Here is an 11,852-nt window from a genome sequence, read left to right on the forward strand (position 1 = left end):
CCGTGAAGGTGGTCGTACTGTAGGTGCAGGTGTTGTTGCGAAAGTAACTGCATAATCACTTTCAGTGAAAAAAAAGCGCTCTTTTTAGAGCGCTTTTTTTATACTTAATTGTCTAACAATCACTATAAAGGCTGGCCCTAACTGATATTTCAATGTCCTTATTTCCCCTTAACCCTTTTTGTTAAATTTGTATGATAAGAATTAAGAAAACGAACAATAAAGTTTGAGTAACTAGGGTTACTTACTAAGGAGCTTTGGGTATGAATGCTAAAGTGAATATTACGAATCGTGCAGGTGCAAGCTTTCCAGTACGTCGTATGAATTTTGACTTTAATGATGTACCAGAATATTGGATGAGTGGTTCTGCTGGACTCACACATTTTATGACTGCATTGTCGGCATTGTTTCCGGCTGGTGAGAAATTCTTTATAGATAGTGTACGAGCAGTACGTTATCACCCAGCGATTAAAAATGATGAAGCGCTCCAAAAAGAAATTAGTGCTTTTATTGGGCAAGAAGCAATGCACACTCAAGAGCATGTAAACTTCAATGCTTCTGCTCAAAAGTTTGGCCATGATGTAGAAACGTTAGAGAAATTTACCGATACGGCAATTCAAACAGCAATTAAAACTTTTGTAAAAATTGTCAAACCTTTCGGTATGACAAAAGAAATGGTTGATTTGACTGCTACAACGGCTCTTGAGCATTTTACCGCTACTATTGCGTCGCAATTATTGGTCAATAAGCACATTCAAGAGCTTATGACAGATGAGACAATGTCAACGATGTGGTATTGGCATGCTATTGAAGAAAATGAGCATAAAGCCGTAGCTTATGACGTATACGAAGGTGTATTTGGTAAAGGTCTAAAAGCCTATGCGTTACGAACCAGTTCTTTAGTATTTGCTATGACTTTAATCTTTTTAATCCAGTCATCTTTTGTGCTTCGTTTATTAAAGCAAGATAACAAGTTGAATTTAGATGAACTATCAGTAATTTATAAATACGGATATAGCCCATCTAAAGGTATTATTAGTGGTATGGCTAAAGAAATGTTAGCTTACTTTAAACCTGGCTTTCATCCAAATGACCTAGATACCGTTGGTCTATTGAAAACATGGAAAGCAAAATTAGGTTTATAGATTTAATTCATGATCTATAAAGGGCCGATAGAGGCCCTTTTTTATTTTTCTATAACTATTTTAAAGAGATCATGGAGCAAATATTGCACCTTTATGTGTCTATGAATGACCTCATCTGATATTTCTCTGTCCTCATCTGCACTTAATTGGTACATCGAAAGACGTATGATTATAAATATTAAGAAAATAAATAAAGTTATATGTGAATTAGCTATTCACTTAAAAGGAGTCTGAGATGAATGCTAAGGTAAATATTTCCAATCGTGCTGGCGCTAGTTTCCCGGTGCGTCGTATGGATTTTGAATTTGCTCAGGTCCCACGCTATTGGGCAAATTATGATGCTGCATTAACACATTTTATGACAGCATTATCGGCCCTTTTTCCAGAGGGTGAGCAGTTCTTTGTAAACAGTACGCGTGCGGTTCGAAATGATCCAAAGCTTGCTGATCCAGATCTTCAAAAAGAAATTAGTGCTTTTATTGGTCAAGAAGCGATGCACTCCAAAGAGCATTTAGCATTTAATGCTTCAGCACAGGCTTATGGTTATGATGTGCGTCATATGGAAAAGCAAACAGGAAAAGTCATTAAGATGGGTACAGCTGTTGTAACCAAATTAATGAAACCTTTTGGTTATACTAAAGAAATGATTGATTTGACTGGAACCTGTGCTCTAGAGCATTTCACATCGACCATTGCAGCTGAACTTTTACAAAACCCTGAAATTCAGGCCATGTTCCAAGACGACACTATGTATCATTTGTGGATGTGGCACGCAGTTGAAGAAAATGAACATAAAGCTGTGGCATTTGATGTGTATACAAGTATGTACGGACAAGGTCCGAAAGCTTATTTTATGCGTTCAACAGCCTTGATTATTGCAATGGCATTAATCTTTGCAACGCAGTCTTATTTTACTGCTAAGTTACTCAAGACTGACGAAAAATTAACTTGGAAAGATACGAAGTACATGCTTAAGTTCATGTATGGTCGTAAAGGTTTTATGACTCGTCAAATTCCAGAGTTACTTGATTTTTTAAGACCAAAATTTCATCCAAATGATTCGGATACCACAGCATTGCTGGCAACTTGGCGTGAAAAATTAGGTCTTTAAAATTACTTTAAAAAAGGACAATTCAATTGTCCTTTTTTTTGCTCGTTTTTTCTTGGGAAGTTTTTATAATACGCACTACTTTAGAATCTTCATTGCGTTGAAACTCATGATTCGTATTATGCAAAACACTGATGTGGATATTGTCGTTCAAATTGAAAAATCAGTTCAGTCCCATCCGTGGTCAAGACAGCAATTTATTGAATCTTTGAATTCTTATCAATGTACAGTGATTGAGTCACAAAACAGAGTGGTTGGGTTTTGCATTTTACAGCCTGTTTTAGATGAAGCTAATTTGTTACTCATGGCAGTTGATCCTAAAATGCAAGGGCAGGGTTTAGGATATGAGTTATTAAGTGCATCAATTGAAAAATTGGAAAATCAGCCAGTACAAATCTTTTTAGAAGTTCGTGAAAGTAATAAAGCCGCTATTGGTTTATATGAAAAAACAGGCTTTCACCAAATTGATCTGCGTCGCAATTATTATCCTACCCAAGATGGTGGGCGGGAACATGCGGTCATTATGGTAAAAACCTGTACAGATGATTTCGCATCTTTATTTAATGATTAAATTATTCCATTCAGAAGGTAGCGTGGTCATAAGAGACGTACCTAGTTGTTGAATTTCTTCTGGTGATAATGACCTGTTTAAACGGCGCCATTGCCCATCGAGCAGAAGTTCTAAAGGGGTATATTGCGATTTATAGTTCATTTTGGCTGAATGAGGCACCCAATAGCCTAAATAAAGGTACTCTAAACCGAGTGATTTCACATATTCAATTTGGTTAAGAATAGAGTAAACACCAAGTGATCTACGATGCTCATCGGGATCAAAGAATGTATAGACAGCCGATAGTCCATCATCCATTAAATCACAAGTAGAAACGCTAATGAGCCGATTGTCTTTCCAAAGCTCAAGAAAAAAACTATCTGTGCAGCTATGTACTAAAAACTTTTCAAACTGATCTAAGCTCGGCGGAAACATATCACCATCTGCATGGCGTTCATTAATATAGCGTTCGTATAAATCATAATGAATTTGTGCTGCTTGTCGCGTAGGCAGAACAGTCATGGTGAGATCTTGATTTCGTTTCCATGCTTTTTTTTGCATGCTGTTCATTTGAAAATCGGCAACTGGAACACGACAAGACAGACATTGTCTACATAAGTGACATTCAGGGCGATAAACAAAGTCGCCACTACGGCGAAAGCCTAAACGAGAAAGTTCTGAAAGAGTGACCACATCAATTCGATGGATGGGATCTAAAAACACCATGCGTGCTGATTTATTTTCTAAGTAGCTACAATCATGAGGTGGAGTAATATAATACTGCAGATCATTTAAAAGGGACTTCGGGTGATATGATTTCATGATTGGTCCCTCCTGTTATCATTCCATTAATTTTGCATCTAATGCTATTGTTTTACTTGAAAATACACGTTCTTGATACTTTTTCCAATTGATAGAGGGGTGAATAATTACATCTTGTAACGATTTTAAGTAGTCTTGACGAGAAAGTGTACTGGCTCCCAGACTAATTAAGTGACTGTTTACGAGTTGGCAGTCTATCCATGGTAGCTGATTTTCTTGTCCTATGAGCATTAATGTATAAAAAGCCATTTTTGAAACATCGGTTTCGTTGCTAAACATTGACTCACCAAAACACCCTTTGCCAATCGTAACACCGTATAAACCTCCTACAAGCTCCTCTTGTTGCCATACTTCAATACTGTAACCATAACCAGCATTAAACATCTCACAGTAACCTTGAATAATATCCTCGCTAATCCATGTTTCATCTGCATAACTTCTTGGCAAAGAGCAAGAGCGAATAACTTGTTCAAAGGCATGATTTACCGTAATGGTGTAATCGTACTTTTTCATGTTTCGAATGAGTGATTTACTTGGTTTATAGTTTTGAGGGTAGATCACGCAACGAGGTTCTGGGCTCCACCAACAAATAGGCTCATCTTCATTAAACCAAGGAAAGAGACCATGGGTGTATGCTTCATATAGGGTAGAAGGGGAGAGGTCCGCTCCGATACAAATTAAACCATGCCCATCTGGATCGGCTTCAATGGGATCAGGAAAAATGAATTGGGAAAGTGGAAGTGTATTCATAAAAATAAAATAAGATGAGCTTTAAGGTTATGCTATAAAAATTAATATATGTCAGCTAGTCATTATTCTAAAAAAACAGCCGTTATAAGAACGGCTGTTTTAAAACTCTAGAAATCTATTAATTAAAGATTATCTAGATATTTTTCAGCATCTAGAGCCGCCATACAGCCAGACCCAGCAGAAGTAATCGCTTGGCGATAAATGCTGTCAGCGACATCACCAGCAGCAAAAACACCAGCTACAGAAGTCGCTGTTGCATTACCAGAGGTACCGCTTTGCACTTGGATGTAGCCATCACGTAGGTTTAACTGGCCTTCGAACATTCCAGTGTTTGGCTTGTGACCAATTGCTACGAACAGACCATGAACCTCTACGTCTTGCTTAGAATCATCTTGAGTTGATTTAAGGCGAACACTGGTTACGCCAGTATTGTCACCCAATACTTCTTCAACTTCGTGATTCCAAATAATGCTGATTTTGCCTTCTTTTTCTTTGGCAAATAAATGATCTTGCAAAATCTTTTCAGAACGTAAAGTATCACGGCGATGTACTAACGTTACATGTGAAGCAATATTTGATAAATAAAGTGCTTCTTCAACAGCAGTGTTACCACCACCAACAACCATTACTTTTTGGTTTTTGTAGAAGAAACCATCACATGTTGCACATGCGCTTACGCCTTGTCCCATAAAGTTTTGTTCAGACTCTAGGCCAAGATATTGAGCTGTAGCACCAGTTGCAATAATTAAAGCGTCACATGTGTACTCTTCCATATCACCTTTAAGAACAAAAGGACGTACATTTAAGTCCACTTCGTTAATATGGTCATAGACGAGTTCTGTACCAAAGCGTTCAGCATGTGCTTGCATACGATCCATTAATGCAGGACCTGTTAAACCTTCAGGATCGCCCGGCCAGTTGTCAACTTCGGTTGTTGTTGTAAGTTGCCCACCTAGTTGTAAACCTGCAATTAAAGTAGGTTTAAGGTTTGCACGCGCTGCATATACTGCTGCACTATAGCCCGCAGGGCCAGAACCGAGAATAATTAACCGAGAATGACGAGCACTCATTGAGGGTATCCTTATTTATTTCGAGAATTTTGAAAATTATACGTGAATTTGCCGATCAATAGCGTTAAATCAATGTGGATAATATTGATCAGGTCAATCGAATTAAGTTATATAACAATATAGAAGTGCCTTATGTTAACAACAACTGTAAAGAATCATGCACCTTTTTTGTAAGAACAGGTGCATAATATAAAGTTCATTCGTTGAAGATCTAAAATGTAGTTCTTCACATCTCTAAACCAATAATTAAATGGGTTACAGGACAGTATATGACTGCGGTGTCAAGTGTTTATGCACAGCGCTTATTGATGACATTATTCTTGGTTTCTTTTGGTATTTATATGTTTCTGGCAACAGTAACATATACACCATTTGACCCGGGCTGGATGCATATTTCCAGTGATACTCAGCAAGTATCCAATGCAAGTGGTATTGCTGGCGCATGGATTGCAGATTTGCTGTTTGGTTTTTTAGGATGGGCAAGTTTGCTTATTCCAATTTTCCTTTTCATTGAAGCAATTCAGGTTTGGTGGCCACGTAGTTTCCTAAACCGCCCATTTCGTTATGCTGCACAATTCTTCTTAATTCTAGTTGTATCTAGCTTACTTTATTTACATTGGAATGTGCCGGCAGATACTTTAGATAATGCAGCTGGGGGAATTATTGGTTATGAGTTAGGTCAAAGCCTATCTCAATTGTTAACAATTTACGGTGCGACCTTATTTTTACTGGTTTTCGGGGTAGTCTTGTTTACACTTGCATTTGGGGTGCAATGGAGTAAAACATGGGTTACGCTCAAAGCGACACCAAGTTATTTACAAGATTTATTTTATAAGAACGTATCTCCGAATGAATCGGATTATGACTTAACAACTCAACCTGCCAACAAAGCAGCCGCGGTTAAAGTTGCTGACAATGTAGAAACGAATGCTAATACTTCAGATGAGAAAGAAGCATCAGTTCAATCTGAAACAGCTCAACCGCAATCTACGACAACGCGACATGATGCGGTTGCTGAGCGCTTATTTGCAGATGTGCTAGCGAAAGAGCAGAGCCGACCTGAACCTGTTGCAGATACACAAGTTGCAAATACTCAGAACTTTGAGCATACGCTTGAACAGGCCCATAAACTTGAACGAGATAGCCAACGCTTAGTTGCGACTGGCGAAGTATGGCGTGCTTTACAACGTGATGATGCAAGTCATAAGCAAGAAATTGATGCACTTTTAAGAGCTGCTGATGATTCGACAGAGATAGAACAAGTTCCTGCTCATGAGCAATTCCAGCAAACAATTTCTCAAGTAAATCAAAATCAACCATCATCAAAACAAGACTTACATGGTCTTGATTGGAATGATGATGAAATTTTTGATGAGTTACTTGCCGCGGTTCCAAACAGTAAAACTGCAACAGATGTGCATACACCATTTGTTCAAGATCACCATGTAGAAGCAGAACCAACTTCGCAATCTGTTAATATTGCGAATGAAACATCTTCAAATATTTCAAATTTAAATCAATCACCTAAAAATTTAGCAAACGAACAAGTCTTTGAAGATTTTGATGATTTATTAATAGATGAAGACATTGCTCCAGCTGAACCTGTAAGAGCAAGTAGTTATGCGCAATCTTCAGCATTTGTAAAAGCTCCTATCCAAACGACTATTCAGGCCGACAAACTTTCAAAAGAAGAGTTTATCGAAGCTTGGCAGGAGACTGCTGGAAAACCGCAGGAAAATTCTGATTTTGATGAAGACGATTTCGATTTTGATGCGCCGTTAACAGATGCATCAGGCCGCCCAATGTCTCGTGCAATGCAAGTTGCTAAGAAGCGTTTGGATTTGCCAACTTTACCGGGTCTTGACCTACTTGATAAGGTCGATCCAAATAAGAAAGTCAACTTTACTGAAGAGCAACTTTCACGTTTGTCTGAATTGCTTGAAATTAAATTGCAAGAATTTAACGTTAAAGCACAGGTGGTAGAGGCTCAACCAGGGCCAGTTGTAACTCGCTTTGAGTTAGATTTGGCGCCGGGTGTGAAAGCTTCTAAGGTAACGAATATCTCACGTGATTTGGCGCGTTCAATGTCGATGGCTTCTGTTCGTGTCGTGGAAGTCATTCCTGGTAAACCATATATTGGTATTGAAGTGCCAAACAGTGCCCGTGAAATGGTACGTTTGATTGAGTTATTGGAAACACCAACATATCGCGACCCAAGTGCATTAATTAGTATGGCGATGGGTAAAGATATTTCAGGTAATCCTGTACTCACTGATTTAGCGAAAGCACCACATATGTTGGTTGCTGGTACGACAGGTTCTGGTAAATCGGTTGCGGTCAACTCGATGATTTTATCGATGTTGCTTAAATACACACCTGATCAATTACGTTTAATTCTAATCGATCCAAAACAGCTCGAACTTGCAAACTATAATGATATTCCACATTTATTAACTCCAGTCGTTACTGACATGAAAGATGCGGTAAGTGCTTTGAACTGGTGTGTGAATGAAATGGAACGTCGTTATAAACTTATGTCGTTCTTAAAAATTCGTAAATTAAGTGACTACAACCGTAAAGTTGAAGAAGCGATTGCGAATGGTGAAGACTTAATTGATCCGACTTGGAAACCAAGTGATTCTGCGACACAAGAACGTGCACCTCGTTTAACGCCATTACCATCTATTGTCATTGTTGCGGATGAGTTCGCCGACATGATTATGCAAGTGGGTAAAAAAGCAGAAGAAATGATTACCCGTTTGGCGCAAAAATCTCGTGCTGCTGGTATTCACCTATTGCTTGCAACTCAACGCCCATCTGTTGATGTTATTACCGGTTTGATTAAAGCCAATATTCCAACGCGCGTCGCACTACGTGTAAATAGTAAAATTGACTCACGTACTATTTTGGATGCTGGTGGTGCAGAAGACTTGTTAGGTCATGGTGATATGCTGTTCTTGGGCCCAGGTAAAATTGAGCCGGAACGTGTGCATGGTGCTTTCATTAGTGATGATGAGGTAAACCGTATTTGTGATGCTTGGCGTGAGCGTGGTGAGCCTGACTATATTGATGAAATCTTGACACCATTTGATGAAGAGCCAGCATCACGTGGCTTTGAAGAGGGTGAAGGTGGTTCTGACCGAGATGCTCTTTATGATCAATGTGTGTCATTCGTATTAGAAACTCGAAAAGCGTCTACATCTTCGCTACAGCGTAAATTTAGCCTCGGTTATAACCGTGCCGCTCGAATCATTGATCAAATGGAAGAGAACGGCATTGTGAGCTCAATGGGCCCTAATGGTAAGCGGGATATTCTAGTTTAAGCCAATATAATTTAAGCCTCTTCGGAGGCTTTTTTATAACTTAAATAAAGTGAACCTATTTATAAATGACTTAAAGATTTTATCGTCTAGTAAAAAAATGCTAATGTATTTTCCCTAAATAAATAACAATGAATTAAATCAGGAGAAAGACATGCTATTAGCTCTGATTACTTTAGCCTTTATTCACTTTTGCGCACTTATTACTCCCGGGCCTGATTTTTTCCTTGTATCTCAAACTGCCATTAGCCGGTCTCGTAAAGACGCTATGCTGGTCGTTGCTGGTATAACGGCGGGTGTTATGTTTTGGGCGTGCTTGGCACTGATGGGGCTAAATCTTATCTTTGAAAAAATGGCTTGGTTAAAGCAAGGATTGCTCATTGCTGGTGGCTTATATCTATGTTGGTTGGGCTATCAGATGCTACGTTCGGCTTTTTCAAAAAATCAGCAAGAGGGCAATGTTGCTGTTGAGCTCCCAAAAGCACCTTACTTATTTTTTATTAAAGGCTTGATAACCAATCTATCAAATCCGAAAGCTGTTATTTATTTTGGTAGTGTTTTCTCTTTATTTTTAGCTAATCCTCAACTTGATCAAGTTCACTGGCTACTCTTTATTATTGTCACAGTCGAGACAATTTTATGGTTCTGCTTTGTGACTTTTATTTTTTCATTACCGAGTTTTAGAGCAGCTTATCGTAATTTTTCAAAATGGATTGATGGTATTTCTGGCGGTATTTTTACAGTATTTGGCATTTTCCTGATTGGCAATCGATAAGTTTAGATAAGAAAAAAGCCTCTTTTAGAGGCTTTTTATTTTTAAGCAAACTTTGCTAGAACTTCTAAAAATGGTGCCGATTGACGCGGAAACTTAGCAATTACATCATGGATGCGTTGGCCTTCAGGGTCTTTGGCATTAATATCACGTCCGTCCGCAATAAATTGCGTTAAAAGACGCTCATAGTCTGTTGGGCGCATATGTTTGAATGCATGGTAGAGCACATGAAAATCTGCATTCACACCACTTGGAGGAAGTTGGTTGAGGTAGGCAAAAACACGCTCATCGGACCATTCTTCATTGAAAGTTGCTGGCTGTGATAATGCCATGACAATCTCCTCATTTTAAAAAAGGCAAAATAACTTGCGTTATTTTGCCTTGATTCTGATTTATTGAATAGTCAGAAATAGAATTATCGTTCTTCAGGTAAATTGATATTCATTTCTAACATTTCGATATTAGCTTCAGAGCGAACTTGCATTTGGATATGCTGTTCACCTACACCGCTAACATAACGACTAACCACTTGCATGATTTCTTTTTTCATCTGATCAATTTTGTCTTGGCTTAAACGGCGGCCTAAACCTTGTTCAGAAGCAACAATAACTTTCAAACGATCTTTGGCAGTTTGAGCACTTGATGGTTTTTCTTCGCTGCTAAATAATTTACTCCAGAATCCTGCCATATCTACGCTCCAAATAGTCGTGCTAACCAGCCTTTAGGTTGAGCTGTGATGTGTCGATAAGGACGGTCTTCGCCAAGGAAGCGTGCAACCAAATCATCATACCCCTGACCAGCTTTAGTTTCTGAATACAGAATAACTGGCTTACCTTCGTTTGATGCTTGTAATACACTTGGACATTCTGGAATAACACCTAATGTCGGTACGCGTAAAATATCTTTAGAAATATCATCAATTGTCAGCATTTCCTGACGGTCAGCACGTTCCGGGTTAAAACGTGTAATACATAAATGTTTACGTATACGCCCTTCGTTGTGTTCAACTTTCTTGGTCTTGCTATCTAACATACCAATAATACGGTCAGAGTCACGTACTGAAGAGATTTCAGGGTTTGTTACAATGATTGCTTCATCTGCATGATACATGGCTAAAATCGCGCCACGCTCGATCCCTGCAGGTGAGTCACAAATGATGTAATCAAATTCTTGAGATAGCTCATCAATAACACGAGCAACACCTTCGTCGCTCAACGCATCTTTATCACGTGTTTGTGAAGCCGGTAAAATATAAAGGTTTTCGATATCTTTATCGCGAATAAGGGCTTGCTGCAGACGTGCTTCGTTATTAATAACATTAACAAAATCATAAACAACACGACGCTCACAACCCATAATCAAATCAAGGTTACGTAAGCCTACATCAAAATCAATCACAACAGTTTTATGACCACGAAGGGCTAAACCTGTTGCAAAAGATGCGCTCGTTGTAGTTTTACCTACACCACCTTTGCCTGATGTTACGACAACAATTTTGGCCACCGAATCCACTCCTATTATGGTCATACACCCTTAAAAGGGCTGTTTTTTGGTGATTTGCTTAATAAATTAAAGTTCTAGAGCTTCAAATTCAAGCTCTTGCTTTTCATTTAAATAAATATGTACTGGTTTTTTTACCACATGTTTAGGGATATCATCTGCGACACAATACGTTCCGGCAATGGAAACGAGCTCAGCCTCTAAAGATTGGCAAAAAATGCGTGCAGCTGCGTGCCCGCCCGCACCAGCAATGACTCTACCACGAACTGTGCCATAAATATGTATATTTCCTGAAGCGATCACCTCGGAACCACTATTCATGCCAGCCTTTAAAATAATATCGCCGTTATCTTGTACAAGGGATTGGCCTGTACGCAAAATTTCATCATGATAAGAGGTAATATGAGCGACCGCTATCTTGTTTAGTGGTTTTTTTGTTTCTGCTGAAGACGAGGCAGGAGCTGTAGCAGGTTTTTCCACAATAGCCACTTGTTCAGCTGTCGCTTTAATGCGTTGTAATGGTTGATCTGCCGGTAAAACAGGGAATTGAATAGCGCGAGCCTCATCTCCTAAAATACCGTCGATTACCGCCATTGGTTGTAAACCCAAGCTCACCAGAAGTTGAATCAATGCAATTAACTCTTGCTCAACTGTACTGTCAATAATCACTAAAGTTCCTTGATAGGAACCTTCATTTAAAATATTTGATAATTGCTGGCGGATCACATCATGATCATTGGTATCGAAGGTTATCCTGCTAAAGTTAACCATTCTGCCGGTAATCCGTATATCAGCCATAAGTCTTCCTTCAAGGCGTT

12 protein-coding genes are annotated in these 11,852 nt (G+C 38.8%); 5 read left to right on the forward strand and 7 right to left on the reverse strand.

Annotation, left to right across the window (positions count from 1 at the left end; genetic code table 11):
- Positions 1-260: 260 nt before the first annotated feature.
- The 3 genes from AW165_RS07120 (at position 261) to rimI (ending at position 2,821) form a co-directional block, all read left to right on the forward strand.
- Positions 261-1,142 (forward strand): metal-dependent hydrolase, encoded by an 882-nt coding sequence (locus tag AW165_RS07120; protein WP_060465354.1) that lies wholly within the window; start codon positions 261-263, stop codon positions 1,140-1,142.
- A 235-nt stretch (positions 1,143-1,377) separates the two neighbouring features.
- Entirely contained in the window at positions 1,378-2,253 is an 876-nt protein-coding gene (locus AW165_RS07125; RefSeq protein ID WP_032057683.1) for a metal-dependent hydrolase, read from the forward strand.
- 106 nt (positions 2,254-2,359) lie between these two features.
- Complete coding sequence (gene rimI / locus AW165_RS07130) at positions 2,360-2,821, forward strand: ribosomal protein S18-alanine N-acetyltransferase (RefSeq protein WP_060465355.1); 462 nt, start codon at positions 2,360-2,362, stop codon at positions 2,819-2,821.
- On the opposite strand, the gene AW165_RS07135 is transcribed toward rimI, so the two are convergent.
- The 3 genes from AW165_RS07135 to trxB all read right to left on the reverse strand — a co-directional run bounded on the left by AW165_RS07135 (position 2,807) and on the right by trxB (position 5,442).
- Positions 2,807-3,622 carry an arginyltransferase gene (locus AW165_RS07135; RefSeq protein WP_004703325.1) on the reverse strand — a complete coding sequence of 272 codons (816 nt, stop codon included), beginning with the start codon at positions 3,620-3,622 and terminating at the stop codon, positions 2,807-2,809. The genes rimI and AW165_RS07135 overlap by 15 nt on opposite strands.
- Before the next feature lie 18 nt (positions 3,623-3,640).
- On the reverse strand, positions 3,641-4,372 hold the full coding sequence (gene aat / locus AW165_RS07140) for a leucyl/phenylalanyl-tRNA--protein transferase (protein WP_016803285.1): 732 nt from the start codon (positions 4,370-4,372) through the stop codon (positions 3,641-3,643).
- 122 nt (positions 4,373-4,494) lie between these two features.
- Positions 4,495-5,442 carry a thioredoxin-disulfide reductase gene (gene trxB, locus AW165_RS07145; protein WP_002121722.1) on the reverse strand — a complete coding sequence of 316 codons (948 nt, stop codon included), beginning with the start codon at positions 5,440-5,442 and terminating at the stop codon, positions 4,495-4,497.
- Positions 5,443-5,711: 269 nt separating this feature from the next.
- Here trxB and AW165_RS07150 point away from each other — a divergent pair, with 269 nt between their 5' ends.
- A complete protein-coding gene (locus AW165_RS07150; RefSeq protein ID WP_060465356.1) occupies positions 5,712-8,765 on the forward strand; it encodes a DNA translocase FtsK in 3,054 nt (1,017 codons plus the stop codon).
- Between the two features lie 151 nt (positions 8,766-8,916).
- Positions 8,917-9,537 (forward strand): threonine export protein RhtC, encoded by a 621-nt coding sequence (gene rhtC, locus AW165_RS07155; protein WP_031947563.1) that lies wholly within the window; start codon positions 8,917-8,919, stop codon positions 9,535-9,537.
- Between the two features lie 41 nt (positions 9,538-9,578).
- Here the strand turns inward: rhtC and AW165_RS07160 are convergent, their stop codons facing one another.
- From AW165_RS07160 to minC, 4 genes are all read right to left on the reverse strand, one after another.
- Complete coding sequence (locus tag AW165_RS07160; protein ID WP_002121755.1) at positions 9,579-9,866, reverse strand: PA4642 family protein; 288 nt, start codon at positions 9,864-9,866, stop codon at positions 9,579-9,581.
- 83 nt (positions 9,867-9,949) lie between these two features.
- Positions 9,950-10,222 carry a cell division topological specificity factor MinE gene (minE, locus tag AW165_RS07165; RefSeq protein ID WP_000896934.1) on the reverse strand — a complete coding sequence of 91 codons (273 nt, stop codon included), beginning with the start codon at positions 10,220-10,222 and terminating at the stop codon, positions 9,950-9,952.
- Positions 10,223-10,224: 2 nt separating this feature from the next.
- Positions 10,225-11,037 (reverse strand): septum site-determining protein MinD, encoded by an 813-nt coding sequence (gene minD / locus AW165_RS07170; protein WP_002121719.1) that lies wholly within the window; start codon positions 11,035-11,037, stop codon positions 10,225-10,227.
- Between the two features lie 66 nt (positions 11,038-11,103).
- A complete protein-coding gene (minC, locus tag AW165_RS07175) occupies positions 11,104-11,832 on the reverse strand; it encodes a septum site-determining protein MinC (protein WP_005075304.1) in 729 nt (242 codons plus the stop codon).
- Positions 11,833-11,852: the final 20 nt, after the last annotated feature.

Source organism: Acinetobacter sp. LMB-5 (genome assembly GCF_001541635.1).
GTDB lineage: Bacteria > Pseudomonadota > Gammaproteobacteria > Pseudomonadales > Moraxellaceae > Acinetobacter > Acinetobacter pittii.

Excerpts from the sequence above, each read along its gene's own strand:
- AW165_RS07120 (WP_060465354.1), top strand. The coding sequence starts at position 261 with ATGAATGCTAAAGTGAATATTACGAATCGTGCAGGTGCAAGCTTTCCA.
- AW165_RS07125 (WP_032057683.1), top strand. The coding sequence starts at position 1,378 with ATGAATGCTAAGGTAAATATTTCCAATCGTGCTGGCGCTAGTTTCCCG.
- rimI (WP_060465355.1), top strand. The coding sequence starts at position 2,360 with ATGATTCGTATTATGCAAAACACTGATGTGGATATTGTCGTTCAAATT.
- AW165_RS07135 (WP_004703325.1), bottom strand. The coding sequence starts at position 3,622 with ATGAAATCATATCACCCGAAGTCCCTTTTAAATGATCTGCAGTATTAT.
- aat (WP_016803285.1), bottom strand. The coding sequence starts at position 4,372 with ATGAATACACTTCCACTTTCCCAATTCATTTTTCCTGATCCCATTGAA.
- trxB (WP_002121722.1), bottom strand. The coding sequence starts at position 5,442 with ATGAGTGCTCGTCATTCTCGGTTAATTATTCTCGGTTCTGGCCCTGCG.
- AW165_RS07150 (WP_060465356.1), top strand. The coding sequence starts at position 5,712 with ATGACTGCGGTGTCAAGTGTTTATGCACAGCGCTTATTGATGACATTA.
- rhtC (WP_031947563.1), top strand. The coding sequence starts at position 8,917 with ATGCTATTAGCTCTGATTACTTTAGCCTTTATTCACTTTTGCGCACTT.
- AW165_RS07160 (WP_002121755.1), bottom strand. The coding sequence starts at position 9,866 with ATGGCATTATCACAGCCAGCAACTTTCAATGAAGAATGGTCCGATGAG.
- minE (WP_000896934.1), bottom strand. The coding sequence starts at position 10,222 with ATGGCAGGATTCTGGAGTAAATTATTTAGCAGCGAAGAAAAACCATCA.
- minC (WP_005075304.1), bottom strand. The coding sequence starts at position 11,832 with ATGGCTGATATACGGATTACCGGCAGAATGGTTAACTTTAGCAGGATA.